21 protein-coding genes are annotated in these 26,458 nt (G+C 69.4%); 13 read left to right on the forward strand and 8 right to left on the reverse strand.

From position 1 onward, the window contains the following. Position 1: 1 nt before the first annotated feature. From ACLJRM_RS29795 to wecB, 3 genes are read right to left on the reverse strand one after another with little or no spacing between them, the layout of a single operon-like run. On the reverse strand, positions 2–1,189 hold the full coding sequence (locus ACLJRM_RS29795; protein WP_410664944.1) for a cytochrome P450: 1,188 nt from the start codon (positions 1,187–1,189) through the stop codon (positions 2–4). Positions 1,190–1,204: 15 nt separating this feature from the next. Further along, positions 1,205–2,932: a DUF2334 domain-containing protein gene (locus tag ACLJRM_RS29800; protein WP_101608975.1), complete on the reverse strand. Its 1,728-nt coding sequence runs from the start codon at positions 2,930–2,932 to the stop codon at positions 1,205–1,207. Positions 2,933–2,936: 4 nt separating this feature from the next. Next, a complete protein-coding gene (wecB, locus tag ACLJRM_RS29805; protein WP_410664945.1) occupies positions 2,937–4,151 on the reverse strand; it encodes a non-hydrolyzing UDP-N-acetylglucosamine 2-epimerase in 1,215 nt (404 codons plus the stop codon). 250 nt (positions 4,152–4,401) lie between these two features. Here wecB and ACLJRM_RS29810 point away from each other — a divergent pair, with 250 nt between their 5' ends. The 7 genes from ACLJRM_RS29810 (at position 4,402) to ACLJRM_RS29840 (ending at position 11,013) form a co-directional block, all read left to right on the forward strand. Continuing rightward, a complete protein-coding gene (locus tag ACLJRM_RS29810) occupies positions 4,402–4,557 on the forward strand; it encodes a hypothetical protein (protein WP_168214352.1) in 156 nt (51 codons plus the stop codon). Between the two features lie 11 nt (positions 4,558–4,568). Then, positions 4,569–5,870 (forward strand): glycosyltransferase family 2 protein, encoded by a 1,302-nt coding sequence (locus tag ACLJRM_RS29815; protein WP_410664946.1) that lies wholly within the window; start codon positions 4,569–4,571, stop codon positions 5,868–5,870. Then, positions 5,867–6,457 (forward strand): hypothetical protein, encoded by a 591-nt coding sequence (locus tag ACLJRM_RS29820; protein ID WP_199193123.1) that lies wholly within the window; start codon positions 5,867–5,869, stop codon positions 6,455–6,457. The genes ACLJRM_RS29815 and ACLJRM_RS29820 overlap by 4 nt, the downstream gene beginning before the upstream one ends. Positions 6,458–6,477: 20 nt before the next feature. Beyond that, the gene (locus ACLJRM_RS29825; RefSeq protein ID WP_410664947.1) at positions 6,478–7,554 is read left to right on the forward strand and encodes a M20 family metallopeptidase; all 1,077 of its coding nucleotides are present in this window, start codon (positions 6,478–6,480) and stop codon (positions 7,552–7,554) included. Positions 7,555–7,672: 118 nt separating this feature from the next. Further along, on the forward strand, positions 7,673–7,933 hold the full coding sequence (locus ACLJRM_RS29830; RefSeq protein ID WP_101608972.1) for a hypothetical protein: 261 nt from the start codon (positions 7,673–7,675) through the stop codon (positions 7,931–7,933). Between the two features lie 58 nt (positions 7,934–7,991). Further along, positions 7,992–9,812: a glutamine--fructose-6-phosphate transaminase (isomerizing) gene (glmS, locus tag ACLJRM_RS29835; RefSeq protein WP_101608971.1), complete on the forward strand. Its 1,821-nt coding sequence runs from the start codon at positions 7,992–7,994 to the stop codon at positions 9,810–9,812. 67 nt (positions 9,813–9,879) lie between these two features. Beyond that, entirely contained in the window at positions 9,880–11,013 is a 1,134-nt protein-coding gene (locus ACLJRM_RS29840; protein WP_233224214.1) for a serine hydrolase domain-containing protein, read from the forward strand. A gap of 37 nt (positions 11,014–11,050) precedes the next feature. Here the strand turns inward: ACLJRM_RS29840 and ACLJRM_RS29845 are convergent, their stop codons facing one another. Continuing rightward, positions 11,051–11,644 (reverse strand): TetR/AcrR family transcriptional regulator, encoded by a 594-nt coding sequence (locus ACLJRM_RS29845; protein WP_199193124.1) that lies wholly within the window; start codon positions 11,642–11,644, stop codon positions 11,051–11,053. A gap of 109 nt (positions 11,645–11,753) precedes the next feature. On the opposite strand from ACLJRM_RS29845, the gene ACLJRM_RS29850 reads away from it, so the two are divergent. The 3 genes from ACLJRM_RS29850 to ACLJRM_RS29860 all read left to right on the forward strand — a co-directional run bounded on the left by ACLJRM_RS29850 (position 11,754) and on the right by ACLJRM_RS29860 (position 14,429). Beyond that, entirely contained in the window at positions 11,754–12,524 is a 771-nt protein-coding gene (locus ACLJRM_RS29850) for an ABC transporter ATP-binding protein (protein WP_101608970.1), read from the forward strand. Next, entirely contained in the window at positions 12,509–14,125 is a 1,617-nt protein-coding gene (locus tag ACLJRM_RS29855; RefSeq protein WP_410664948.1) for a hypothetical protein, read from the forward strand. Before ACLJRM_RS29850 ends, ACLJRM_RS29855 begins: the two co-directional genes overlap by 16 nt. A gap of 82 nt (positions 14,126–14,207) precedes the next feature. Next, on the forward strand, positions 14,208–14,429 hold the full coding sequence (locus ACLJRM_RS29860) for a hypothetical protein (protein WP_410664949.1): 222 nt from the start codon (positions 14,208–14,210) through the stop codon (positions 14,427–14,429). Between the two features lie 325 nt (positions 14,430–14,754). On the opposite strand, the gene ACLJRM_RS29865 is transcribed toward ACLJRM_RS29860, so the two are convergent. Beyond that, entirely contained in the window at positions 14,755–17,151 is a 2,397-nt protein-coding gene (locus ACLJRM_RS29865; protein ID WP_410664950.1) for a beta-L-arabinofuranosidase domain-containing protein, read from the reverse strand. Between the two features lie 259 nt (positions 17,152–17,410). Between ACLJRM_RS29865 and ACLJRM_RS29870 the strand changes: the two genes are divergently transcribed. The 3 genes from ACLJRM_RS29870 to ACLJRM_RS29880 are packed head-to-tail and all read left to right on the forward strand — an operon-like array spanning position 17,411 to position 19,893. Beyond that, positions 17,411–18,172 (forward strand): DeoR/GlpR family DNA-binding transcription regulator, encoded by a 762-nt coding sequence (locus tag ACLJRM_RS29870; RefSeq protein WP_101608967.1) that lies wholly within the window; start codon positions 17,411–17,413, stop codon positions 18,170–18,172. Continuing rightward, positions 18,169–19,062 carry a carbohydrate ABC transporter permease gene (locus ACLJRM_RS29875; protein WP_410664951.1) on the forward strand — a complete coding sequence of 298 codons (894 nt, stop codon included), beginning with the start codon at positions 18,169–18,171 and terminating at the stop codon, positions 19,060–19,062. Before ACLJRM_RS29870 ends, ACLJRM_RS29875 begins: the two co-directional genes overlap by 4 nt. A gap of 3 nt (positions 19,063–19,065) precedes the next feature. Beyond that, positions 19,066–19,893: a carbohydrate ABC transporter permease gene (locus ACLJRM_RS29880; RefSeq protein WP_101608965.1), complete on the forward strand. Its 828-nt coding sequence runs from the start codon at positions 19,066–19,068 to the stop codon at positions 19,891–19,893. Positions 19,894–19,999: 106 nt separating this feature from the next. Here the strand turns inward: ACLJRM_RS29880 and ACLJRM_RS29885 are convergent, their stop codons facing one another. From ACLJRM_RS29885 to ACLJRM_RS29895, 3 genes are all read right to left on the reverse strand, one after another. Continuing rightward, positions 20,000–21,370, reverse strand: coding sequence for a GH1 family beta-glucosidase (locus tag ACLJRM_RS29885; protein WP_410664952.1), 1,371 nt, complete (start codon positions 21,368–21,370; stop codon positions 20,000–20,002). Positions 21,371–21,381: 11 nt separating this feature from the next. Further along, positions 21,382–22,641, reverse strand: a complete 1,260-nt coding sequence (locus ACLJRM_RS29890) for an ABC transporter substrate-binding protein (RefSeq protein ID WP_410664953.1) — start codon at positions 22,639–22,641, stop codon at positions 21,382–21,384. A gap of 113 nt (positions 22,642–22,754) precedes the next feature. Beyond that, a complete protein-coding gene (locus ACLJRM_RS29895; RefSeq protein WP_410664954.1) occupies positions 22,755–26,411 on the reverse strand; it encodes a BTAD domain-containing putative transcriptional regulator in 3,657 nt (1,218 codons plus the stop codon). Between the last annotated feature and the right edge of the window lie 47 nt (positions 26,412–26,458).

Genomic DNA, 26,458 nt, shown 5'->3' on the forward strand with positions numbered 1-26,458 from the left:
CTCAGGCGAACTCGAGCCGTAGGCCGGAGAGGCCGCGCAACGTCACCTGTTTCACCCAGGCCGGCTCGGAGGTCCGGTGGAAGGCGCGGCCCGCGCCGAGCAGCGCTTCGAACACGGTCCGCCCTTCCAGCCGTGCCAACGGGGCGCCGAGGCAGAAGTGGATGCCCTGTCCCAGCGCGAGATGCCTCGGTGAGGGCCGGTCGACGTCGAAGCGGTCCGGGTCCTCGTACGCGCGAGGGTCGCGGTTGGCCGCTCCCAGCAGAACGACCGTCTGGGCGCCTTCGCCGACGAACCGGTCGCCGACGGTCGCGTCCCGCAAGGCGATGCGGGTGGTCAGCTGGACGGGGGAGTCGTACCGGAGCATCTCCTCGACCGCGTTCGGGATCTTCGACCGGTCGTCGGCCAGTTTCCGGAGCTGCTCCGGGTGGTTCAGCAGCGCGAGGATCCCGTTGCCGATCAGGTTGGTCGTCGTTTCGTGCCCGGCGACCAGCAGGAGCATCGCGGTGATCACCAGCTCGCCCTCGCTGAGTCTGTCGCCCTCGTCGGACACCGACACCAGGTCGGAGAACAGGTCGCCGGTCGGCCGCTTCCGCCGGTCCTTCGCCAGTTCGCGGAAATAGGCGACGAACTCGCGGCGGGCGGCGACCGCCGCGGCGACGGTCTCCTTCGCGATCAGGAAGGACGGGTCGAGCGCGCGCCCCATCGCGTGCGACCAGCCCTCGAACCGATCGCGATCGGCGAGGGGCACGCCGAGCATCTCGCTGATGACGACGACCGGCAGCGGCTTCGCGATCTCGGTCATCAGGTCGAATTCGCCCATTTCGAGCGCTTTCGAGACCAGTTCCTTCGCCAGTTCTTCGACTCGCGGGGCGAGTTGCTCGACCATCCTCGGCGTGAAGGCTTTGGAGACCAGCCGCCGCAGCCGCGTGTGATCGGGCGGATCGAGCCCGAGGAACGACCGGATCACGCGGCCCTCGTCGTCCACCGGCTCGTTTTCGTGCGGATCCGGCAGCACCTCCGGCTCCGAATGCCCGAACGCGGGGTTCTTCAGCAGCGCGGAGGCCTCCTCGAACCCGCTCACCACGAAGAACCGGTCGGCGGCCTCGAACACCGGTCCGCGGCCGAAGACCTGACGGTAGAACGGGTACGGATCGGTCCTGGTCTCCGGCGTGAGCAGGTTCTCGAGCATGGCCCGATCCTATGCTCAGCCGTCGAGGATCTCCGCCGGTGTGACGAAGCGGTACCCCAGCGCCCGCAACGAGTTCACCAGATCCCGCAGGCCGCCCTCGCCGAGGAACGGGTGGTAGAAGAAGCTCGCCACGTTGTCACGGACGACGAGCGCGCTCTGGGCGTCGGCGAGCATGTCGACGGCGGTGCGGGCGGCGTGCTGGTTGAACGCGATGGGCGCCACGTTGCCGATGTTCTCGGGGACGACGTTCGCGCCGTAGACGTCGCGCACCGGATACGGGAAGAACTGGCCGTACACCTGTTCCGAGGTCGCCGTGGCCGTCGAGCCGCAGCGGCCGCCGGGGCAGAAGCCCGCATAGTAGCTGCCGCGGTCGTAGCGTCCCTGGAAGAGCGCGGTGGTCTGCTGGTAGTCCACGGCGGAACCGCCGTAGTGCGGGAACTCGAACATCGTCGGCTCCGGGAGGCCCACCCGCCGGAATTCCCCGAGGCCGGTCGCGATGCGCTGGTCGAACCACTGAGCCGAGTCCTCGGGCATCGGCCCGTCCATGTGCACGACGCCTTCGCCGTCGACACTGGCCTTGTAGAACTCGAAATCGCTCGCGCTCACCCCGTCGTACGGGTTCGGGCCGCTGTCGCTCTGGTGGCTGTAGCCGTGCATGATCAGCGTCGCGCCCGCCTGGACGGCGTCCTTGAGCACGCCGACCAGCTCCGGCGAGTCCACCAGCCGCGCGGAGGTCGGGTCGCCGTTGTTGGCCCGGCCCTGCGGATCCGAGTAGTACGGGTAGACCGCGAGGGAGAACGGAACCTGCTGCTGGATCAGGAAGTCCGTGATCCGCCGGAGTTCCTCGGGCTTCGTCCTCGGACCGACGTCCTCGAGCCGGACCAGCGCGCGGTGCCGATCCGGCGCCTGTGGCGACAGGACGCCCAGCAGGATGTCGGCCGCAGCGAGATAGCGGTCCTGCGCTTCGGCGTAGGCGTAAGGAACTTCGGCCAGATACGTCAACTGTCCTGAATGGACAGCCCAGGGTGACGGCGTGCCGCCCGGAGCACTCGCTTCGGCCAAGATCTGGACCTTCGTCCGATCGCGGACGTCGATCGCGACGACCCCGGTGCCCGAACGCGGATCGCGGCGCAGGGGAGTGCCCTTGTAGGTGACGGTGGTGGGGTTGTCGTCGCGGTAGCCTTCCGCGCGCCAGCCGGGACCACCGGCCGCCTTGCCGGAACTGGCGTGCAGTTGCCAGATGTTGGCGCCGATCCAGACCACGGGGATCCGGGTCGTCGTGACGTCGGTCAGGAACGCCTTCGGCAGCGACGCGTCGTAGATCGAGCCGAGGTACACGATGGCCTGGAACTCGTCCGCCTGCCGCGGCCGGTAGTCGGCGGCGGGCTGCAGTTTCCAAGCGGTGCCACGGGAAACGAGGTTCGCGGTGAACATCGCGTACGCCTCGGCCGTTTTGACCTCGTCGGGCGGGGAAGTGGTTCCGTCCTTCTTTCGCCCGTCGTCGTAGAGCACGAGGGTCCGCCGGTCCGGATCGCCGCCGGGGCCCGGTAGTCCCGCCTTGCCCGCCTCGGGAGCGCGACCGGCGAGCGACACCGGCGTGGCGGGCGGCGACGCCGTGACCGGAGTCTTCTTGGTGACCTGGACCAGGACGACGACGGCGACGGTGACCGCGACGACCGCCACGACGGCGAGCCGGAACCAAGCGGGCAGGCGGAAGCGCTGCGTGCCCTTGTCCTTCGTCATCGGGTCAGACCTCGGCCAGATCGCTCGCGGAGGCGGGCCGGAACGGAGCGGGCAGATCCGCGGCCAGCCCCAGCAGGTGCGCGAGTGCCCGCTCGGTCCGTTCGGAGGCGGCGCCGTCGCCGAACGGGTTGCCGCTGCTCATCATCCGCGTCCGCGCCGCCGGGTCGTTCAGCAGTCGCGTCGCGGTCGAGACGATCTTCTCGCCGTCGGTGCCGACGAGCAGCGCGCAACCGGCGTTCACGGCCTCCATGCGCTCGGTGACGTCACGGAGCACCAGGACCGGGACGCCGAAAGTCGGGGCCTCTTCCTGGATACCGCCCGAATCGGAGAGCACCAGCGTGCTGGCCGCGAGGGTCGCCGCCAGTTCGGGATAGGGCAGCGACCCGGTGATCAGCACACCCGGCGTCGCGGCCAGTTCCTCGCGGACCAGGGCACGCACCTGCGGGTTCGGATGCGCGGGAAGCACCACCCGCAGTTCCGGATCCGAGGCCATCAACTCGGCCACCGCGCGCAGGACCCGGCGCATCGGCTCGCCCCAGGATTCCCGGCGGTGCAGGGTGACCAGCATCAGTTTGACCGCGCCGCGGGTCGCGTTTTCGAGCAGCGTCGCCAGTTCGGGATCGTGCACCGTGGTGGATTTGTCCGTCACCGTGAGGATCGCGTCGACGACGGTGTTGCCCGCGACGAGCACGTTCTCCTCGGGCACCCCTTCGGCCAGCAGGTTCGCGGCGGCGTCGGGAGTGGGGGCGAGATGCAGCGCGGCCGCCTGGGTCACCAGTTTCCGGTTGAGCTCCTCGGGGAACGGCGCTCCCAGGTCGAACGAGCGGAGGCCCGCCTCGAGGTGCACGACGGGAACACGCCGCCAGAACGCCGACAGCGCCCCGGCCAACGTCGTCGTCGTGTCGCCCTGGACGACCACGGCGGCGGGCGGACGTCGCCCGGCTATTTCCTCCAAACCCAGGAGGAGTCCGGAAAGGAGTTCCGGTTGGGACCCCGTTCGCCGATTCAGGGTCAGCCGTTCATCCGCCGTCAATCCGAAGGTCGCCAAGGCCTGGTCGACCATTTCGGGATGCTGGCCCGTGGCCACGACCACGGGCCGCATCCGGCCTTCGGAAGCCAAGGCCCTGGCCACCGGGGCCAGTTTCACGGCTTCCGGGCGGGTTCCCGCGACCAGCCAGATTTCGGGCATGGCGTCGGTCTCGTTCTGTGCGTTACGCACCTGGTCCTTCTTCCGGGTTCGCGCTTGGTACGGCGTGAATTCGTCGTTGAAGTCACGAAGGAGTGGTAGGTGAGGCGAGGATCACTAACTGATGGTCACCTTTACGGGGGATCGTCGCCCGCGAACGTTAACACAGACGGGGTACTGTACCCACCCGAAAGGCTTAATATCGCTTCCCAGGGTGACCCCAAGCTCACGGTGTGAAAACTGTGAGTAGATGTTTGCGGCGCCCTCTGTCCGGAGGAAAGACATGTCGATGGTGCCGGTGGGCCCGGTCAAGGTTTCCGCGCTCGGAATCGGCGCGACGATGGCGGGGGCGACGGTGAGCACCGTGCTCGCCATGGTGATCGGCGCGATCGCCCTGCTGCTCATGGCGCGTTCGCTGCACCTTCGCTTGAAGGACTGAACCACCCGCCCATGACGAACCCCGCCTTCGCCGCGACCATGATGCTGTTGCTCCTGTGGTGGCCGACGCACAACATCCTGCTCGCGGCGTTCGCGTGGCGCACCGGCCGCCCGCGCCGGGCGGTGGCCGCGCGCGGGGAGGGGCTGGAATTCTGGATCGTGATCCCGGCGCTCAACGAGGAGCGGGTGGTCGGGAACACCGTCCGCACCGCGCTTTCGCTTGGCACGACGCGGAATCCGGTGCGCGTCCTGGTCATCGACGACGGTTCGGACGACGGCACGCCGGGCGTCCTCCGCGAGGTGACCGACCCGCGCCTGCACGTCCTGCGCCGTGATCTCCCGCTGGCCCGTCAGGGCAAGGGGGAGGCGCTGAACGCCGGCTACCGCTACATCCGCCGGCTGTGCGAGGCCGAGGGAAGCGTGCCGCGGACGATCGTCGGCATCATCGACGGGGACGGCCGGGGCAGCCCGGGGATGCTGCGCGAGGTGGCCGACGTGTTCGGCGACCGCGGAATCGGCGCCGTGCAATGCCGGGTGCGTATTCACAATCGGCGCAGCATTCTGGCCTTGTTGCAGGATCTGGAGTTCGGGGCGGTCGCCGACGCGTCGCAAAGCCTGCGCGATCTCGCGGGCAGTGTCGGAATGGGCGGGAACGGGCAATTCACGAGACTCGGCGTGCTGCGCCGTTTCGATCCGGCCCCCTGGTCGGACTGCCTGGTGGAGGATCTCGAACTAGGGCTGAGGCTGCACGTCGCCGGTATTCGGATGCGGTACGTGAAATCGGCGTGGGTCACGCAGCAAGGACTCGTCGATCTGCGCAGGTTGCTGCGGCAACGTACTCGATGGGCACAGGGCAATTTGCAGTGCGCAAGGCATTTGCGGGAATTGCTGGGCTCGCGTCACGTGGGCAGTATCGGTCTCTTGGACTTCCTCGCCTATCTCGTGACGCCTTGGCTGACGGTGCCGTTGTCCTTGGTGGTTTCGCTGTTGTTCGTGGGCACGCTCGTCGCTTCGTGGTCGGGCGTCACCTTGGGCGGGCTGATCGCGCCGCCGTCGGCGTTGCCGGGCGCGGCGTTGATCGGCGTGGTCGTGTTGCTGGTCCCCGGTGTGGTGTGGGCGGTCGTGCACCGGCTGCGGCTCGGCGAGGAACCGTTCCACCGCTGTCTGCTCGCGGGCCTTCTCTATCCGGGATTCCTGGTGCTCGGCGTGATCGCCACCTGGCGCGCGCTGTTCCGCGTGCTGGCCCGCCGCAACAGCTGGACCAAAACCGAGCGGCTGAGCGAGGACGAGACCGTCTCCGCCGGAGTGGCGTGACCCGGCGAGGTCACCTGCTCGCCGCGATGCTCTTGGCGTGCTCGCTCGCCGGTTGCGGGGTGGAGGAATCGACAGGCTGGACGGCGACCGTCTACTACACCGCCGTCGAGGAGTTCCACCACGAACCGCCGGTCGGCGTCCGGGGCTGTCCCGACCGCGACTGTGTTTTCGGTGACGCCGATCTGGGGCGGCATCCGGCGGGCTTCGTCGCGGCGGTGCGTGAGGAAGGAACCGGCCGTCTCGAAGCGGGCGGGTATCTCAACTGGTCCCACAACGTCGGCTACTGGCTGGACTCCGAGCCCCGGGACGCGGCCGGTGACGCGTTGCGCCCGTTCGTCTCGGCGGCCGCGGATCCGGGAGTGCTCGCCAGGGGGACGGCGTTCCGGCTGATGGACTGTGGCCGGTTCCCGGCGGGCGCGGTGTGCGCACGCCTGCTCGAAGCGCGCTGGGTGGTCGTCGACGAGTTCACCCCGGGCTTCGGCGGTGACCGGCACGTGGATCTCTACCTCGGCGAGGAAACCGGACCCGGTTTCACCACGGGCCCGTGGTACGCGACGTTGGCCGGGGCCACTGTCGCGCAGGAGTGAGCATGCGCGAAGGTGTTCGGATGACTGCCGACGCGATGATCGAAGACCTCAGGACCCTCGTCGAAATCGAGTCGCCTTCGGGCGACCTCAAGGCTTTGACGGCCTCGGCCGAGGCCGTCAAAGCCCTCCTCGGGAGCCGCCTCGGCGGTACGGCGACCCTGACGGAGAGCGCGGCCGGGCCCCACGTCCGGTGGTCCGGCGGTGGTGAACCCCGCGTGCTGATCCTGGGGCACCACGACACCGTGTTCCCGATCGGCACGCTGGCGCGCCGCCCGTTCGCGGTGACCGGCGGCCGGGTGACCGGCCCCGGGGTGTTCGACATGCTCGGCGGGCTGGTGCAGGCGATCCACGGCCTGGCGGCACTCGACGATCTGACCGGTGTCGAGATCCTGGTGACGGCCGACGAAGAAACGGGCTCGCACGAATCCCGCGCGCTCATCGAGGAACGCGCCCGCGCGTGCGGCTCGGTGCTCGTGTTCGAAGGAGCGGCCGACGGCGGCGGCCTCAAGATCGGGCGCAAGGGATGCGGCACGTTCGAGGTCGTCATCACCGGCCGGGCGTCGCACGCCGGTCTCGAACCCGAAGCCGGGGTGAACGCGCTGACCGAAGCCGCGCATCAGGTGCTGGCCATCGCCGCGCTCGGCCGGCAGGCGGCCGGGACGAGCGTCACCCCCACCGTCGCTTCGGCGGGAACCGCGAGCAACGTCGTTCCCGCTTCCGCGACCGTCGTGGTCGACGTCCGCGTCGAGTCCGCCGAGGAGAAGGAGCGCGTCGAAGCGGGGTTCGCCGCGCTGACCCCGCGTCTCGCCGGGGCGGAAATCCTGGTCCGAGGCGGGATTCACCGGCCGCCGATGCCCGAGTCGGCCGCCGCGGAGCTCTTCGCCGTGGCGGAACGGCTGCTGCCCGGCGTCGCCGGGGTCGCCGTCGGCGGCGGGAGCGACGGCAACCTCACGGCCGCGATCGGCGTCCCGACCCTCGACGGGCTGGGCGCCGTCGGCGGCGGCGCGCACGCCGATCACGAGTACCTGCTGGTCGAGTCGATGGTGGAGCGGGCGAACCTCGTCACCGGGCTCGTGGCGGCGATCCGGGACCGGTGACCATGTGGTTGCCCACCACTCACGAGCGATTTCGAGGTCAAGCAGGCTGAAATGCCAGTTCTTGCCCGATTTCGGGCAAGAACTGGCATTTCGAGACCTCGCTGTGCATGATGGGAGCGTGGAGGACGCGGACATCGTCGAGCAGGTGGCCCTGTCGACGGGTCTGTCGACGGCCATCGCCGCCCGTGTCGTCGAGGACGTCCTGGCGTTCTACCGGCAGCCGGTCGAGCAGTACGTCCGGTCGCGGCACGCTCAGTTGCAGGGCGAAGGCAGGAAGAATCCCGAGATCTTCCCTCTCATCGCCGGGGAACTGGGCGCGCGGCTCGTCGCGCCTCCCGAACTGTCCGAGCGGCAACTGCGCCGCATCGTCTACGGCTGACGGAGCACGCCCGGTCTCGCGTGCCATTCGTCCGTTTTCTTTGTGAGGTTGACTCGTCATGTGCGGAATCGTCGGCTACATCGGCGGTCAGAACGCCGCCCCGATCCTGATCGAGGGGCTCACGCGGCTGGAATACCGCGGCTACGACTCGGCCGGGATCTCCGTCCTGGGCGGTAAAGGCGCGCAGGTGCACCGGATCGTGGGGCGGGTGCGGAACCTGACGGCGGCCCTGCCCAAGCGGCTCGCGGGCAAGGTCGGCATCGGGCACACGAGGTGGGCGACGCACGGCCCGGCGACCGAGGCGAACGCCCATCCGCACGTCTCCGAGGACGGCCGGATCTCCGTGGTGCACAACGGGATCATCGACAACGCCGACAGCCTGCGCGAGCAGCTCGGCCAGGCCGGGGTGACGCTGACCTCCGAGACCGACACCGAAGTGCTCGCCCACCTCATCGCGAGGTCGGGTGCGAAGACCCTCGAAGACGCTGTCGTCGAGGCCGTTTCCCGGGTCACCGGTACCTACGCGATCGCCGTGACCGACACCGAGCACCCCGACCGCGTCGTGGTCGCGCGGAACGGTTCGCCGCTGATCATCGGCGTCGGCGACCGGGAGATGTTCGTGGCCAGCGACCTGTCCGCGCTGGTCCGGCACACCTCGCAGGTGGTGCACCTCGACGACGGCGAGTTCGCCAGCGTCTCGGCCACGGGCTACCGCACCTTCACCGTCGACGAGAGCGACACCGGCAAGGCCGCGACCGCGATCGACATCAAGGCCGACGATCTCGACCTCGGGGGTCACCGGCACTACATGTACAAGGAAATCCAGGAGCAGTCGGAATGCCTGGAGCGCATGATCCGCGGCCGCCTCGACGACCGCTTCGGAGTGTCCCGTTTGGACGGTCTGAACCTGACTCCCCGTGACCTGCGCGGCTTCGCCAGGGTGAAGATCCTCGGCTGTGGCTCCGCGTACTACGCCGGGCAGATCGGCGCGACCATGATCGAGGACCTGGCGCGGGTCCCGGCCGACGCGGAGGCCGCGTCCGAGTTCCGCTATCGCAACCCCATCATCGAGGCCGACACCCTCTACATCGCGGTCAGCCAGTCCGGCGAAACCGCGGACACCGCCTTCGCCGTCGAAGAGGTCAAGCGCAAGGGCGGCCGGGTGATCGGTCTGGTCAACGTCGTCGGCTCGACGATCGCGCGGGCCTGCGAGGGCGGCCTGTACCTGCACGCGGGTCCCGAGATCGCCGTCGCCTCGACCAAGGCGCTCACCAACATGGCCGTCGGGTTCGCGATGATCGCGCTGGCGCTGGGCCGGGTCCGCGATCTGTCCAATGCGGACGGACAGCGCATCGTGGCCGCCATCCGGGCCCTGCCGAAGCAGGTCGCGTCCATTGTGGAGGCGGAGTCCGAGATCGCCGAGCACGCCAAGACCTGCGCGGACGCGCGGAGCCTGTTCTTCATCGGCCGCGTCCGGGGTTTCCCGGTGGCACGGGAAGGCGCGCAGAAGTTCAAGGAGATCTCGTACCGGCACGCGGAGGCCTACCAGACCTCGGAACTCAAGCACGGCCCGCTCGCGCTGATCGACGAGTCGCTGCCCACGGTCGCGATCGTGCCGTTCGACGACCTCGCCGACCGCAACCTCGCCGCGATGCAGCAGATCAAGGCCCGCAAGGGTCCGGTCCTGGCGATCACGCACGACGACGTCGACTTCGGCGACCTCGACGTGCCGCGGTTCGTCGTCCCGCGTTCGGAGCCGGAACTCGACCCGATCCTGCTCACGATCCCGCTGCAGTTGCTGGCCTACCACGCCGCGCTGATCCTCGGCCACGACATCGACAAGCCGCGGAACCTCGCGAAGTCGGTCACCGTGGAGTGACCCTGATCTTCGAAGATCGGGTATCTCCCTGATGTCCCCGGCGTCTCACACGGACATCATCTGTGACATGAAACTTCCAGTTGTCACAGCAGTCGCCGTCGTCGCGGCGGTCCTCACCTCGGTGCCGGCCGCCGCGACACCCTGCCTCGGAAAGCCCGACCCCGCCGCGTTGTCGGCGGCGATCGCGGGTCTGCCCGACAAGGACACGACGGGCGCGCTGGTCCGGGTCACCGGCCTGTCCGGCGCGTGGTCCGGCACCTCCGGGGAGTCCGACGTCCGCACCCATGCCCCTGTCCGGCCGGACGGGTTCTTCCGGATCGGCAGCACCACCAAGGTCTACACCGCCGTCATGGTGCTCCAGTTGGCGCAGGAGAACCGGATCGACCTCGAACAGCCGGTTCAGCGGTATCTCCCCGGGGTGCTTCCGGCGGGCTATCCGCCGGTGCCGGTGCGCACCCTGCTCGACCACACCTCCGGGTTGCCGTCGGTGGACATCCCCGGTCTCTACGAGCCGGAGTGGATCCTCGCGCATCGCTACGATCACTGGAGCCCGCGCGAGGTGGTGGACACCGCGCTGCGCCATCCGATCGACTTCCAGCCCGGTACGGCCCAGAAGTACACGAACACCGCTTACGTCACGGCGGGAATGCTCGTCGAGAAGGTGACGGGACAGTCCTACGCCCGCAATCTGCGCGATCGCATCACCGTGCCGCTCGGCCTTTGGGAGACCTTTTACCCGGAGGACGACCCGCGTCTGCCGAACCCGGCCGCGCGCGGTTATCTCGACGTGGACGGGGAACTGGTCGACGTCACCGAGATGAACCAGTCCATCCCCGGCGCCGCCGGCGCGATCGTCTCCACGGCCGGGGACCTCGACAAGTTCATCACCGGTCTGTTCGGTGGCCGGCTGCTCGGTCCCTCGGTGATGCCGCGCCTGTTCGCCGTGCCGGACGTGCCCATGGCCGACGGCAACGGCCGGGCGAGTTACAGCCAGGGCTTGATGAAGCTGACCCTGAACGGGCTCACCGTCTGGGGAAAGACCGGCAGCCGGTACGGCTACGCGAGCGGGATCTTCGCCACCCAGGACCTTTCCAGGGTGGTGGCGTACTCGGTCAATCCCACGGTGAAATCCCCGGACGGCCAGCCGCTCATCGTGCAGAAGATCGCGGAAGCGGCGAGCAGGAGCCTGCCGAAGACCTAGGCCTAGTACTGCAACGGCAGTTAGGTGCGTTGCAGTACTAGGTCGCCGTCGGGGCCTTCGGTCCCATCCCGGCGAAGACCGCCTCGATCACGCGGTCGACGTATTCGCGCGTCAGCGGTTTCCGGGTGATCAACACCTGGAAATACAACGGGCCGGACAGGAGGGCCATCGCCAGGCTCAGGTCGAAGTCGCCGGCCAGTTGCCCCTGGTCGCGAGCCTTCCGCAAGCGAGCGATCGTCTTCTCCTCTTGCGGGCCGATGAAACGTTCGTTCAACGCCTCCGCGACTTGAGGATCTTGCTGGGCCTCGACCAGCAAAGCCTGATACAGCGGCCCGAGCGGCGGTTTGGCCAGCAGATCGACGGCCGCGTAAATCTGCCGGCGCAGGTCGGCTTCGATATCGCCGGTGTCCGGATAGTTCAGTCCGGGCTCGTTCAGCGACAGCAGGGAGTCGAGGAACAGAGCGCCCTTCGACGGCCATCGGCGATAGATCGTGTGCTTGCCGGCTCCGGCGCGTGCCGCGACCGCCTCGATGCTGAGGTTGGCGTACCCCACCTCCTGCCCGAGCTCCAGTGTGGTCCGCATGATGGCGTCAGTCCGGTCGGCGACACGGCTGCTGCGTTTGTCGGCCATTTCGCCAGCATAGCGGAACGGCACGTGCCGTGTTGACTTTGCCGGAGGCCTCCAGCATGCTCCCTTCGGAAACGGCACGACACGTGCCGTTTCGTAACTGGAGGATTTCATGGATTCATCGGGTACGGCTCCGGCGCTTCGGCTCGCCGGGCTGACCAAGACCTTCGGCGGCAGGCCGGCGGTCGACCACATCGATCTGGAAGTGCCCCGGGGATCCTTCTTCGGCCTGATCGGCCCCAACGGCGCCGGTAAGACGACGTCGTTGTCGATGGCGGTGGGACTGCTGCGTCCCGACAGCGGGCGCTCGGAGATCTTCGGCGTCGACGTCTGGACCGACCCCGCGCGGGCCAAGGAAATCATCGGCGTGCTGCCTGACGGGCTGTCCATGCCCGAGCGGCTGACCGGCCGCGAACTGCTGCGTTTCACCGGTCTGCTGCGCGGTATGGAGGTGGCCGAGGTCGAACGGCGATCGGGCGAGTTGCTGGAGATCTTGGCACTGGCCGATACCGGGCGCACCCTCGTGATGGAGTACTCGACGGGCATGCGCAAGAAGATCGGCCTGGCCACCGCGCTGCTGCACGCGCCGAAGCTGTTGGTGCTGGACGAACCGCTGGAGGCCGTCGATCCCGTCTCGGCCGCCACCATCAAGGTCATCTTGCGGCGGTTCGTACGCGATGGCGGTTCCGTGGTGTTCTCCAGCCACGTGATGACCGTCGTCGAGCAGTTGTGCGACCACGTGGCGGTGATCGCCTCCGGCCGGGTCGTGGCCTCGGGCCTGTTGGAGACCGTGCGATCGGGCCGAAACCTGGAAGAGCGGTTCGTGGACCTGGTCGGCGGCCAGGCTCCCGAGATGGGGGAGCTGGCGTGGCTGTCCTCCTGATCCGGATGAAACTGGCCGTGCTGCGGAATTCCATGAACGGCCAGCGCGCCGGCCGGCTGGTCACGGGCGCCGTGGCCGGGCTGGCGCTCGCGGCGGGCCTGATCTTGGTCGCCGGACGCGACTACCCGGTCGCGTCGCTGCGCTTCGATGTACTGGGAGCGGGATTCGCGCTCTGGACGGCCGGGTGGCTGCTGGGCCCGGCGCTTTTCGGTGGCGGTGACGAGACGTTGCGTCCCGAACAGTTCTCGCTGTTGCCGTTGACACCACGTCGTCTGGCGGCCGGACTGGCGGCGGCGTCGTTCGTCGGCGTGGGCCCGCTGGTCACGCTCGTCGCCTTTTCCGCGCTGGTGGTGGCGTCGGTCAAGACAGGGCTTGGTGCCGCGGCCACGGTGGTCGGCGTGCTCGCGGTCGTCCTCCAGCTTTCGGTGTGCGTGCTGGCCTCCCGCTTGGTCACCGCGGCGCTCGGCCAGGTCATGCGCTCCAAGGTGGGTGCGGCGCTCGCCGCTCTCGTCAGTGCCGCGATCTTGGCCGGGCTGCATTCGAGCTGGGTGCTCTCGCCGCTGGCACAGACCGCATTGCGCACCGGCTTCCCGGACTCGTTTTCCGCGTTATTGACGGCCTTGCCCTCAGGCTGGGGACTGCTGGCAGTGCGGGCCGCCGCGCAGGGGAATTGGCCGACCGTGGCCGCCGCCCTGGCGGGGCTGGCGGCGCTCGGATTGCTCTGCTGGTACGGCTGGGCCGGTCTGCTGAAGCGACGGCTGGCCACCCGTCGCGCGAGCGGACGTCCGGTCCGGGTGTCCTCCGGCGGCTGGGCCAGTGGCCCGGTGACGGCGGTCGTCGCCCGGGAGCTGCGCACCTGGTCCCGAGACCTGCTTCGCTTTCATTACCTGGTTTTCGCCCTGTGCTACGCGCTGGTGTTCTGCCTGCTGCCGCTGGCCGTCGGCGCGTCGATCTTCCTGCCGTGGACCGGGCTGGTGTTCGTGCTGTGGGTCGCGGCGATCTCCGCGAACCTCTACGGCGAGGACGGCACCGAGCTGTGGGGCAAGCTGATGATCCCCGGTTCCGCCCGCCACGATGTCCGCGGCCGCCAGCTCGCCTGGTTGCTGGTCACCGCGCCGGCGGCACTCACCCTGACCATCGCGATGGTCGTCTTCACCGGCGAATACGGCCTTGGGCACTGGCTGGCCACGTTGCTACCCGCGCTGCTGGGCGGCGGTGCGGGCGCTGCTGGGCGGCGGTGCGGGCGTGACCGTGCTGGTGTCGGTGCTGAGGCCGGTGCCCATGACCGATCCGCAGCTCCGGGGCGGCAACCTGCTGGAGAACGGTACCGACTTCGCGCAGGTCCTGTTGGTGCTGATCCTCAGCGCGGCGACCGCCGCCCCCGCCTATTTCGCGGCGCGGCTGGGGCCGGTCTGGGCGGGGCCGGTCGTGGGCTTGGCCGGCGGCGCTTCGCTGGCCTGGCTACTGGGACGTCGGGCCGCGGCCAAGCTCGAATCGAGCGCGCCGGAGTTGCTCCTGTATCTGCGTACCGGCGTCTCGCCCCGGCGAAAGCGACCGGCCCCGGCCTGGAAACCGGAAAAGCCTTCCCTGCCCAAGCCTGAACTGCACCTGGAGAAACTCGGCCTCCACCTGGCTCCGCAAGGCAAGCGTTTCTACGTCGTCGCGAGCCTGATCCTGTGCTGGGTGCCCCTGGGCGCCCAGGGCATCGTGCCCGCGACCATGCTGATCACCGGCCAGATCACGCCATCCTGGTTTCTGGCGCTGCACCTGCCCCGGCAACTCCAGTGGCCCACGGTCATCGTCATGACCTGCCTTGGGCTCGTCATGCTGACCACCGGCCTCGGCATCGGCCTCCACTACCGGGCCAAGTCACGGCGAGAAGAGGGCGAACTCGAGCCCGGCTAGCTCCGCAATCGCGAAAACCGCCTCTCCGGCGAGTTCACGGAGAGGCGGTTTCGCCGCTGAGCCGCCAAGCGAGTCGCATCCGGCCGAGTGCCACCGCAAAGCCGTATCATCGTTCGGCCGGGACGAAGCCGAATTCGTCACCCGCCCCGTCGATCGATCCACATAGGACGCTCCTCCGTTGCAAAGGGCACCACATCCGGTCGGTTACGACGGCACGGAGATAGCCGACCCGCGATCCGCTCATGCACCCGGCCCGGCTCACCCATCGCCACATCGACCACCGCAACGATGATCTACCACACGCACACCAAGTGCCGTTGCAGTACTAGTCCAGCAGGCGCCACAGGTGGTCCGCGGTCCCGTTGTCGTCGAACTGCACGACGATCGCCGAGTCCGCCGTGGACATGAGGTCCACGCCGAGGACCTTGCTCGAGTTGCGGTTCTGGAGGCGGAACCACCCGTCCCCGTTGTCCAGGAACCGCCAGAGGTGGTCCGCGGTGCCGTTGTCGTCGAATTGGACGACCCGCGCCGAGTTCGCCGTGGACATCTGGTCCACCCCCAGGACTTTGCCGGAGTTGCGGTTCTTGACGCGGAACCAGCCATCGCCGTTGTCGATGGTGCGCCACAGGTGGTCCGCGGTGCCGTTGTCGTGGAACTGGACGACCTGCGCCGAGTCCGCGGTGGACATCCGGTCCACGCCGAGGAGCTTGCCGGAGTTGCGGTTCTCGATCCGGGTCCAGCCGGTCCGCCACGGCCGTGATCCACCGGTCCGCGGGAACGACGTCACCCGCAGTCGCGCGGCGCCCATCGGGATCAGGGTGACGCGCTGGACCGGTGTGGTCACGGCGACCGGGCTGTCGGCGAGTTCGTCGATCACGTCCTGCTCGCTCGCCTGCCACGCGTCGATGCGCTGGGCGTCGGTGGTGAGCCGGACCGGGCTGTTCGCCGGGGTGAACGGGTCGAGCGGGTTCCCGCCCGTCGTGGAGACCGTGAACGCGGCCTGCGGCACCAGGCCGTAGTTCCACGCGGAGCCGGGCCGGACCTCGTGGACGGGCCATTGGTCGTCGCCCGCGACCCGGCTCCAGTTCTCCTGGATCGCGAGGGAGAACGTCAGCGGCCCGCGGTCGACCGAGACGGAGCCGTGGTTGCGCGCCCAGACCCGCGTGCGGGTGGTCATCGGCAGCCGCAGGGTGACGCGGTCGCCGGTCCGCCAGACCCGGCGGACGGTTTCGTACCGCGGGCCGCCGCTCACGGCGACCGTGCCACCGTTCACCGACAGCGCCGGTGCCGGGCACCAGCCGGGAATCCTGATCTGGAAAGGGAAATCCGTCGGCTTCGGCAGTGAGAAGGTGAACGTGATGGTGTCGGAGAACGGATAGCCGGTCGTCTGCGTGATGGTCACCGGAGTGCCGCCGGCGACCTTCGCGGTCACCGTGGACGCGCCGTACAGCATCGCGCAGAGACCTCCGCCCGCCGTCGCCTGCCACATCTCCTCGACGTAGTACGGCCAGCCCATCCCGTAGTTGTGCGGGCAGCACCGGTAGTTGTCGATCCCCGGTTCGTACGCCTGCATGGTGAAGTCGTTGTCGAACTGGCTCAACGTCTTCGGCTGCCGGTCGAGCTGGATCCCGTTCGCCGACGTCACGTAGTGCACGCCCCGCCCCGCCGGATCCAGCGCGGCGGGAAGCAGATTGAAGGCGAGTTCCTCGACGCGGTCGGCCCAGACGGGATCGCCGGTCGTCCTGGCGAGGATCTCGTGGCTCATCATGTACTCGACGATCCCGCAGGTTTCGAAGCCCTGCCGGGGATCGTCGTAGCCGGGCCGGACGTTCTCGTCACCGGCGAAGCCGCCGCCGGGGAACTGGCCGTAGCGGCCCTGGATCCGGTCGTAGTTCGCGTAGGCGCTCGCGCGATGCGCCGGATCGCCGGAGAGGACCCAGAACTGGCCCGGTTCGCGGAAGCCCTGGGTGATGTTGACGTTGTGCGCGGTGGGCAGGTCGTCCACCCAGTTCGCCGAGTGACGGTGGATGGTGCGGACCAGATCCAGCAGGAACGGCTCGCCGGTGCGGTTGTAGAGCCAGTAGACGACGTCGATCGTGTCGGCCCAGCGGGTGTTGCCCCAGCCGTCGGTGTACACGGACACCGGTTGTGCCGCCATGAAACGGAAGTAGCCGCTGAGGAACGGGACGACCCGGGCGTCCTTTGTGTACTCCTCGTACGAGCGCAGCGCGTGCAGCATCGGCATGTGCGGCCAGAGGTCCGCGTGGCCCGACTGCCGGGTGCGCAGCTCGGACGGGCCGAAGTACCCGTCCGGGGCCTGGGTGGCGAGGATCGCGTCGATCCAGCGGCGCGTGTCGGCGAGCACGCGGGAGTCGCCGGTGACGTAGCCGAGATCGCCGTAACCGCGCAGCCAGTACGGCACCTCCTCCCAGCCTTTCAGCTCGGGCCGCGTCCAGCCGGTGTTGTCGAACGCGAGGTAATGCGAGACCTCCTGGTAGCGGCCGTTGAGGCCGTCGAGCTGCTTGCGGAGCTGGGTGGCCAGCCAGCCACCGGCCTTCGCCGAGCCGGGCGGGAGCCGGACCAGGGGAGCGGGCAGGAGCGGCGCGCGGTTCGCCACGTAGGGCGCGGCGGCCGCGGCTTCGGCTGTGGCCTGCGTGCCGACGCCGACGACGAGGCCTGTCGCGAGGGTGGCTTTGAGGAAGTTGCGGCGGGGGACTGACATGGGGTTTCCCCTTTCCTGGCCCGGTGCGACCAGATTTACATCGTTGATACAACGTTGTAAATCCGCCGTTCGGTCGGTCCGAACGGGCAAATCAGCCGTCGATTCGGGCAATACCGCGGCAAGGTCCACCTGGCGCAGTGTCCTCAATGGACAGAGCGACGCGGAAAGCTCCCGGTTACCGAGGGGTTCCGTTGTCGGACCGGTGAGAAAGCAACTATTGTCGCCATGACCGCTCATCCGCCAGGGCAGGAGGTGACCGTTGTACGCCGAAGAGCGGCAACGCGCCATCCTCAAGCAAGCCCGGCAGGACGGCCGCGTCGACGTGGCGACACTCGCGGCCGCTTTCGAGATCACCAGCGAGACCGTCCGTCGTGACCTGACGGCGTTGGAGCGCAGCGGGGTGCTGCGCCGGGTGCACGGCGGCGCGATCCCGGTCGAGCGGCTGGGGATCGAGCCCGGCCTCGACGCCCGCGACACGGTGATGACGGCGGAAAAGGACCGCATCGCCACCGCCGCGCTGGACGAGATCCCCGCCGAGGGCGCGATCCTGCTGGACGCGGGCACCACCGTAGGACGCTTGGCGGGCCTCATCCCCGCCGATCGTGAACTGACCGTGGTCACCCCGTCCCTGCCCAACGCCTGCGCCCTCGCCAACCGGCCAGGAATCACGCTGATGCTGGTCGGCGGAAGACTCCGAGGCCACACCATGGCCTCGGTCGACAGCTGGGCTCTCGACACCCTCAAGGACACCTACGTCGACGTCGCCTTCATCGGCGCCAACGGCCTTTCCGTCGAACGAGGGCTCACCACGCCGGACACCGCCGAGGCGATGGTCAAGCGCGCGGCCATCGCGTCCGCGCGGCGGACGGTGCTGCTGGCCGATCACACCAAGATCGGCAACGACCACTTCGCCCGGTTCGGTGACCTCGGGGACGTCGACACCCTGATCACCGACGCCGGCGTCGATCCCCGGATCGCCGACGAGATCACCCGGACCGGCGTCAAGGTGATCACCGTTTGAGGCGAACGGGCGAGCGGCTCGCCGGATACCTGATGACAGCGCCGTTCTACGTCCTGTTCGGCGTTTTCGGCCTCTTCCCCCTGCTCTACACCGCCTGGGTGGCGCTGCACCACTGGCATCTGATCAACGGCGACACCGGGTTCGCCGGGCTCGGCAACTTCGCCGTCCTGCTCCAGGATCCGAACTTCTACAACGCTCTCTTCAACACGGTCAGCATCTTCGTCCTCTCCACCGTCCCCCAGCTGCTGGCCGCGCTCGGGCTCGCCGCGCTGCTCGACCGCCCGTTGCGCGCGCGGACCCTGTGGCGGGCCAGCGTGCTGTTGCCCAACGTCGTCTCGGTGGTCGCGGTGGCGCTGGTGTTCAGCCAGCTCTTCGCCGAGGACTACGGCGTCGTCAACTGGGCGCTGGGCCTGGTGGGTCTCGACCCGGTGGACTGGCGGTCGGACCGGTTCGCCTCGCATGTCGCGGTGAGCGTGATGGTGATGTGGCGCTGGACCGGCTACAACGCGCTGCTCTACCTCGCGGCCATGCAGTCCGTGCCGCAGGAGCGCTACGACGCCGCCATGCTCGACGGCGCCTCGCGCTGGCGGACGTTCTGGTCGATCACCGTGCCCGCGATCCGGCCGACCATCGCCTTCACCGTCGTCGTCTCGACCATCGGCGGGCTGCAGCTGTTCGCCGAACCGCAGCTGTTCGACGACACCGGCACCAACGGGACCGGCGGCGCCGACCGGCAGTTCCAGACCCTCGCCATGTACTTGTACGAGAAGGGGTTCGGCGAGTTCGACGCCGGATACGCGGCGGCCATCGCGTGGCTGCTCTTCCTGTTCTCGGCGGGCTTCGCGCTGGTCAACTTCTTGCTCGTGCGCCGGATCCGGGGCGGTGAGTGAGGCGTGGCGGCCAGGGAACGGACCGGTTTCGTCGTCTACGGGCTGCTGCTCGCCGTCGGCATCGCCTCGATCTTCCCGCTGTACTGGTCGTTCGTGGTGTCCTCCAAGGACAATTCCGCCCTCGGCGAGACCACCCCGCCGCTGCTGCCCGGCGGTAACCTGATCGAGAACGTGGGCAAGGTCTTCGAGACCGTCGACTTCTGGCTGGCGATGCAGAACTCGCTGATCGTCGCAGGAACGGTGACCGTCTCGAACGTGCTGCTCTCCAGCATGGCCGGATTCGCCTTCGCGCGCCTGCGGTTCCCCGGCCGCGACTCGCTCTTCCTGGTCGTCATCGGCACGGCCATGGTGCCCGCCCAGCTCGGCGTCATCCCGCTCTACCTGGTGGTCGGCGAACTCGGCTGGTACGGGCGGCTGGAAGCGGTGATCGTGCCCGGACTGGTCGGCGCCTTCAGCGTGTTCTGGATGCGGCAGGCGTGCGAAGAAGCGATCCCGGGCGAACTGCTCGACGCCGGCCGCGTCGACGGCTGCTCGACGGCGCGGCTGTTCTGGAGCGTCGCCATGCCCGCCATCCGCCCCCAGGCCGCCGTACTCGCGATGCTGACGTTCATGACCGCGTGGAACGACTTCTTCTGGCCCTTGATCGTGCTCGATCCCAACGCGCACCCGACGGTCCAGGTGGCACTGTCGCGGCTGGCCAGCGGCTACTTCACCGACTACTCGCTGATGCTCACCGCGGCCACGCTCGGCGTGCTGCCCGTCATCGTGCTGTTCATCGTGCTGGCCAGGAAGGTGGTCGACGGCGTCATGCGCGGTGCGCTGCGGGGCTGAAGTCCCGTCGCGCGCCACCCCCGGGACGCTATGAAAGGCCCGTTACTTGCAAAATTTGCAAGTAACGGGCCTTTCCTAGCACTTCAGGGACCCGTGACCGGGCCGCTCACGCTCCTGCGAGACCGTTGCGCGCCACCACGTCCGCGTAGAACCGGGCGCTGTCCTTGAGCGTCCGCTCCTGGGTGCCGAAGTCGACGTGCACGAGGCCGAACCGCTGCGTGTACCCCATGGCCCATTCGAAGTTGTCCAGCAGCGACCAGGCCATGTAGCCGCGGATGTCGGCGCCGCGTTCGATCGCGTCGTGGACGGCGGCGAGGTGTTCGGCGAAGTACCGCACGCGTTTCGCGTCGTGCACGCGACCGTCCACGACCTCGTCCTCGAAGGCGGCCCCGTTCTCGGCGATCACGAGCGGCAGGCCGGGGCAGTGGTCACGCAGCCACAGCAGCAGATCGGTGAACGACTCCGGCCGCTGCTCCCAGCCGAGCGAGGTCAGGTCACCGCGGGGTGGCGTGACGTCCATCCCGCGCAGGCCGGGCAGCGGGCAGTTGCTGTCGGCCACGGGGTCGGCGAGCGGGACCGCGCGGGCAGGCGCGTAGTAGTTGACGCCCAGGACGTCCAGCGGCTGCGCGACGATCTCCAGATCGCCGTCCGCGATCGCCGCTTCGAGGGTGCCGAGATGCTCCAGATCCGCCAGCAGTTCGGGCGGATAACCGCGGCCGAGCAGCGGGTCGAGGAAGAACCTGTTGTGCAGGAAGTCGAACTTGCGCGCGGCCTCACGGTGCTCGGCGTCGTCCACGTCGGTCAGCACCGGGGCGAAGTTGAGCACGATGGACACTTCCTGCTCGCCGCCACCCGCGCGCAACGCCTGCGCGGCCAGCCCGTGCGCGAGCATCAGGTTGTGCCCCGCCACCAGCGCGGCGCCCTCGTCCCGGATGCCCGGCGCGTGGTCGCCGTTGCCGTAGCCGATGAAGGCGGCGCAGAACGGCTCGTTGATCGTGGTCCATTGCCGGACGCGGTCGCCGAGTGCCTTGTGGACGGTCAGGGTGTAGTCGGCGAAGAGACTCGCGACATCGCGGTTGGGCCAGCCGCCTTCCTCCTGCAACGCCTGCGGCAGATCCCAGTGGTAGAGCGTGACCATCGGGGTGATCCCGTGCTCCAGCAACGTGTCGACAAGACGATCGTAGAAGGCGAGCCCGCGCGGTTCGATCGTGCGGCCGTCCGGCATGACCCGCGACCACGCGACCGAGAAGCGGTAGTACGGCACGCCGAGTTCGCTCAGCAGGCCGACGTCCTCGCGATAGCGCCGGTAGTGGTCGCACGCCGGGTCGCCGGTGGCGCCGTCGAGCACCAGGCCCGGTCGCGCGGTGAAGGTGTCCCAAATGGACGGTCCGCGGCCGTCGGCGGTCGTCGAGCCCTCGATCTGGTACGCCGCCGTGGCCGTTCCCCAGCGGAACCCGGCCGGAAACCCGCGTGTCACGCCGTCCCCGCTCATTTGGCGGCCGCGGCGCGGCCTTCGGTCGCGGCCTGGGTCCAGGCCTGGTCGAGCGTTTGCCTTCCCTCTTCGACCCGGCCGAGCGCGTGCCCGTACACGGGCCGCACCTCACCGTCGCGCAGCCCGCGATAGTTCGGGCGGAGGGCTTCGGCGGACGCGGCGAAGATCTTGCCGACCGGCGCGTCGCTGAAGTACTTGCTGGTGTGGGAAAGCACGGCGCCGTCCTGGTAGGCGCCCAGCGCGCTCGGCAGCAGGCCGCTTTCCAGGAAGATCCGCTTCTGCTGTTCCGGCGCGGTGAGCCAGACGGCGAGGTCGTAGGCCTCTTTGCGGTGCTCGCCCTGTTTCGGGACGGTCAGGAAGGATCCGCCCCAGTTGCCCGCCTTGCCGGGAACCGAGGTGACGTCCCATTTGCCCGCGAGTTCCGGGCCGCCCGCCTCCTCGATCTGGGTGAGCATCCAGGCGGGACAGGTGATGGCGGCGAACCGGCTCTGCTTGATCGCCACCGTCCAAGGCTGGGTGAAGGTGGTGACGGCGGCCGTCTCCTTCTTCAGCGCCATCCCGCCCGCCAGGTCGAAGGCCTTGCGCACGTTCGGGTTCGTGTCGCCGACGAACGTGTCGTCCTTGGCGAAGTAGTTCTCCTGAGCCTGGTTGAGCATCGCCGTGTAGATGGTGCCGGCCGAGTCGGCGAACTTGACGTCCGGCGCCCTCGAACTGAACTTCTCCCCGGTTTCGGCGAACTTCTCCCAGGTCGGCCACAGCGCGGCCACCTGGTCGCGGTCGGTCGGCAGACCGGCGTTCGCGAACAGGTCGCGGCGGTAGCAGAGGGCGAGGCTGCCCATGTCGGTGCCGAGGCCCATCACGAACTTCCCGTCGTTCGCGGTGCCCTGGTCCCATTTCCAGCCGGGCCAGTTCGCGCGGAGGTCCTGCGCGCCGAATTCGGAGAGGTCGGTGAACTTGTCCGTGGATTGGCGGAACTTGGGGAGGTACTGCTCCTCGATCGCCACCACGTCCGCGCTGCCGCGTCCGGCGCCGAGGCCGGTGGCGAGCTGACGGTGGTGCGTCTCGAAGTCGGCGACCCGGCCCTCGACCGTGATCCCCGGATGCGTTTTCTCGTACTCGTCGAAGAGCTTCTCGTAGCCGAACTCGCCGAAGGTGGCGACGGTCAGCTTGATCGGTCCGCCGGATTCCGCCGGCTTTCCCGAACAGCCGGTGAGCAGCAGCGCGAAGGCCGCCAATCCGGCCAGCAGGCGGGTCATGGCTCTCCTCGGTCGTGCGCGATTCACGGACTGCAGGCGAATTATGTCGTGGTGATCGGGCGGTGGCAGCGCGTGCCGTCCGTTGGGACAACCGCGTTGCCCGAAGAGACGGCTCACGCGAGCCGTCTCGGCAACTGATCGCCGACGGTCAGCCGGGAATCGGCGTGCAGTTTGGTCAGCACCCGGGACACCAGCGACTGCACCGTCCGCCTCGGCAGGCTCAGTTCCGCGGCGATCTCCGGATTGGACAGTTTCGCCGCCACCAGCCGCGCGACCCGCAGTTCCAGCGGCGACAGCGCCCCGGCGTGGCGGGGACCCTGCTCGGCACGGCTCAGCACGCCGTGGCGGCGCAGCCTGTTTTCCGCCCGGCGGATGTTCCAGCCCGCGCCGACCTGCCCGAGTACCTCGCACGCCTCGGTGAGCGCCTGGGTGGCCGCTTCGAGGTAGCCGGTGCGGCCGAGCAGTTCGGCGGCGTCCTCCAGCGAGGCCGCGAGTTCGATCGGGCGGCGGACCTCGCGATAGTGATCGGCCGCGGCCAGCACGCCTTCGGGATCGCCGTCGATCAGCGCGCGGCACCGCGCGGCGGCCGCCGCCGCCCTCGCGGGCACGGTCTCCTGGCTCGCTTCCTCGGCGCAGACGGCGAGCGCTTCCCTTGCGAGGTCGTCGTTCCCGGCCGCGAGCGCGATCCGGACGACGTCGGGAAGCCATTGGTGGCGCAGCATCATCTGGGCGAAGTCGGGGCGCAGCACCGGTGCGAACAGCCGCAGCGCGTCGTCGAGCCGGTCACGCTGCTCGGCGGCCATCGCCTGGGCGGCGAGGTAGAAGTCGCAGCTTTCGCGCTCGGAGGAGTTCGACGGCGAGTGCGCCTCGGCCGCTTCCAGATGCGCGCGGACGGAGACGCGTTCGTTCCGGTGGCCCGCGATGAGGGCGGCGACCCCGTGCAGCAGCAGGGCGGCGGCCCCCGGCTCGCGCACGCCGTAGAAGGTGATCGCCGGGCCGTCCTCGGTGACCGAGTCCAGTTCGGCCAGCGCCTCGTCCCAGCGGCCTGTCCAGTAGTAGTGCACGGCCGCCGAGACCTGCGGGCCGGTCGGCAGGCCGTGCCGTGCCGCCGTCTCGTACCCGGCGTGCAGCGTGGCGTCGGCCTCGTCGAGACGGTCGAGGTTCTGCAGGGTGAAGAGGCGGTTGTCGAGCAGGTCGAACCGCAGTGTCGCCAGGTCGGCTTCGTCCCCGGTGGTCTCGAGCGCGGCGTCGATCGCGGTCAGCGCCCGGTCGTGCTCGCGGCGGATCGAATGCACGAGCCACAACGTCTGCTGCGCGTGCGCGGCGGGATACCGTTCGCCCGCCTCGACGGCCTCGGCGTGCAGTCCTCGCGCTATCCGTTCGGTCTCGCCGAGATCGTCGAGCGTGCCGCGCCGGAAGTTGGCGAGCAGGGTGCGGGTGCTGGTCCGCCACAGTTCCGGCATCGACGGGTCGTCCGCGGTGTCGGCGAGCGCCTCGATCGCGCCGGGGGTGTCGCCCCGGCGGTAGCGCAGCGCGGCGAGGACGTGCCGCATCTGCGCCAGATCCGCCTTGTCGCCGACCGTCTTCACCGCCTGCTCCGCCTCGGCCTCCGGGTCTTTTTCGAGCCGGAACAGCACGCGGACCAGCGCGGCGATCAGCGTCTCCCGTTGCTCGCGGGTGGGCACCGTGCTGTCGAGCGCGCCTCGGAGGAGATCGGCCGCGATGTGCGGGGCGCGGTTGGACACCGCGATGTGGTTGCCGGTGAGCCAGCCGACCAGCCACGGGTCGACCGGCACCGGTTCGGCCGCCAGTTGCTCGGCGACCCGTTTGATCGGCGCGCCACCGCGGGCGAGCGCCTCGGCGGCGCGCCGGTGCAGCGCGGCGCGGACCGGTTCGGCGATGCCGCCGTAGAGCGCCTGCCGCTGGAACGGATGGTGGAAGGCGAGTTTGTCGCCCGCGTACTCGATCACCCCGGCGGTGGTGGCCGGTTCGAGATCCCGCAGGACCTCCAGCGGGCTCTTGCCCGCCAGCGCGGCGAGGTCCTCGACCGCGAACTCCGCGCCCAGCAGCGAGGCGGTGCGCAGGATGTCGGTCGTGGCCGGGTCGAGGCATTCCAGCGTGCGGCCCACCGCCGCCAGCAGCGATCGCGGCGCGTTCTCGCTGCCGTTGAGCGTCACCTCGGCCACGCCCGCCTTGATCCGCAGCGAGCCGGTGCGGACCAGGTCGTGCGCGATTTCCCTGGCGTAGAGCGGATTCCCGGCCGCGCGCCGGACCAGCGGGCGCAGGCTCGGGCCCAGTTTCGCCGCGAGGATCACTTCGAAGACCGCGGTGACCTCGTCGTTGGTGAGCACCTCGACCGGCATGATCTCGCCGTCCCTCGCCTCGATCCCGCGGCGCAGCTGGGCGAGGTCCCGGCGGCCGTGCCCGGTGCGCGTGGCGGCGACCAGCAGCAGCGGCAGCTGACGGGTGGCGGCGGCGAGGCGCTGCCACAGCAGCACACTGGCCTCGTCGGCCCAATGGAGATCGTCGATCACCAGCACCAGCGGGCCCGCCGCGCAGGTCTCGTCGACCAGTGCCAGTAGTTTGTCCACGGTGGACAGGATCGGGTCGGTGGGGCCCCAGTTCCCGTGTGCGGGCTCGGCGTGCAGCTCACCGGCCAGTTTGGCCTTGGCCGGATCCGCGGCGCCGTGGTGCACCCCGAGGCATTCCATGATCACCTGCAGCGGGAACCGTTGCTGGAGCTCGTCGGCCGCGGTCCAGGCGAGCTGGCAGCCGCGTGCCGCCGCGCCCGCCAGCCCGGCGATCAGCAGCTCCGACTTGCCGATCCCCGGTTCGCCTTCGAGCCAGACCGGACGGCCGCGCCCGGCGAGCAGGTCGGTGACGAACCCGTCCAGTCGTTCGACCTGACGGGCCCGGCCGGGCAGATACCCCTGGCCGCCGCGTTCGATCGCCTTGGCCACCGGCGGCGGCACGACGCGCACCGGAACCGGTTTCGATCCGGTGACAGGTTTTTCGGTGCCGTCAAGGATGCGCTGATGGAGTTCACGCAGCGGGGCGCCGGGCTCGACGCCGAGTTCGTCACGGAGGACGCGCCGGGCATCGCGGTAGACGGTCAGCGCTTCGATCTGCCGCCCGCTGGCGTGCAGGGCGCGCATGAGCGTCTCGTGCAGCGACTCGCGCAACGGGTGCCGCTGGACCAGCGCGGTCAGCTCGGCCACCAGTTCACGGTGGTCGCCGAGGCCGAGCAGCGCGGTGGCCCGCAGTTCGGTGGCGGTCAGCTGGAGTTCGGAAAGCCGGACGCGCTCGGCTTCGGCGAACGGGCCCGGTACGCCGGAATAGGCCTCGCCGCGCCAGCGGCCGAGCGCGGTGGTGAGCCGCGCGGCCGCGCCACGCTGATCCGCGTGGGCCAGCAGCATTTTCCTGGCGTCGGCGGCGTCCCGTTCGGCCAGGTGGACGTCGAGCGCCTCGCGGTCCAGCCGCAGCACGTAGCTCGATCCGGACGAATGCAGCACTTCGTGCGCGTCGCCGCCCGCTTTGCGGATCGCCCCGCGCAGACCCGAGACGTAGGTGTGGACACTGCCGGTGGCGCTGGCGGGCGCCGTGCCACCCCAGACGTCGGCGATCAGTTCGCCGAGCGAGACGGACTGGCCGCACCGCGCCGCGAGGGTGGCGAAAACCGCGCGCTGGCGGGCGGGCCCGAGCTTCAGCTCGACGTCTTCGAGCCAGGCACGGGGCGGCCCGAGCAGCTCGACGCGCAGCCCGTTCGTCACGCCGGCTCCATTTCTCGTTCTCACCGAAAGTGGCCGGATCACTACCG

The sequence above is a fragment of the Amycolatopsis sp. lyj-84 genome, from assembly GCF_046549075.1.
Taxonomy (GTDB): Bacteria; Actinomycetota; Actinomycetes; order Mycobacteriales; family Pseudonocardiaceae; genus Amycolatopsis.

What these genes read in the sequence shown, in the direction of transcription:
- ACLJRM_RS29815 (WP_410664946.1), top strand. Translation starts at nt 4,569, where the DNA reads ATGACGAACCCCGCCTTCGCCGCGACCATGATGCTGTTGCTCCTGTGG.
- ACLJRM_RS29800 (WP_101608975.1), bottom strand. Translation starts at nt 2,932, where the DNA reads ATGACGAAGGACAAGGGCACGCAGCGCTTCCGCCTGCCCGCTTGGTTC.
- ACLJRM_RS29825 (WP_410664947.1), top strand. Translation starts at nt 6,478, where the DNA reads ATGACTGCCGACGCGATGATCGAAGACCTCAGGACCCTCGTCGAAATC.
- ACLJRM_RS29890 (WP_410664953.1), bottom strand. Translation starts at nt 22,641, where the DNA reads ATGACCCGCCTGCTGGCCGGATTGGCGGCCTTCGCGCTGCTGCTCACC.
- ACLJRM_RS29810 (WP_168214352.1), top strand. Translation starts at nt 4,402, where the DNA reads ATGTCGATGGTGCCGGTGGGCCCGGTCAAGGTTTCCGCGCTCGGAATC.
- glmS (WP_101608971.1), top strand. Translation starts at nt 7,992, where the DNA reads ATGTGCGGAATCGTCGGCTACATCGGCGGTCAGAACGCCGCCCCGATC.
- ACLJRM_RS29845 (WP_199193124.1), bottom strand. Translation starts at nt 11,644, where the DNA reads ATGGCCGACAAACGCAGCAGCCGTGTCGCCGACCGGACTGACGCCATC.
- ACLJRM_RS29850 (WP_101608970.1), top strand. Translation starts at nt 11,754, where the DNA reads ATGGATTCATCGGGTACGGCTCCGGCGCTTCGGCTCGCCGGGCTGACC.
- ACLJRM_RS29795 (WP_410664944.1), bottom strand. Translation starts at nt 1,189, where the DNA reads ATGCTCGAGAACCTGCTCACGCCGGAGACCAGGACCGATCCGTACCCG.
- ACLJRM_RS29840 (WP_233224214.1), top strand. Translation starts at nt 9,880, where the DNA reads ATGAAACTTCCAGTTGTCACAGCAGTCGCCGTCGTCGCGGCGGTCCTC.
- ACLJRM_RS29865 (WP_410664950.1), bottom strand. Translation starts at nt 17,151, where the DNA reads ATGTCAGTCCCCCGCCGCAACTTCCTCAAAGCCACCCTCGCGACAGGC.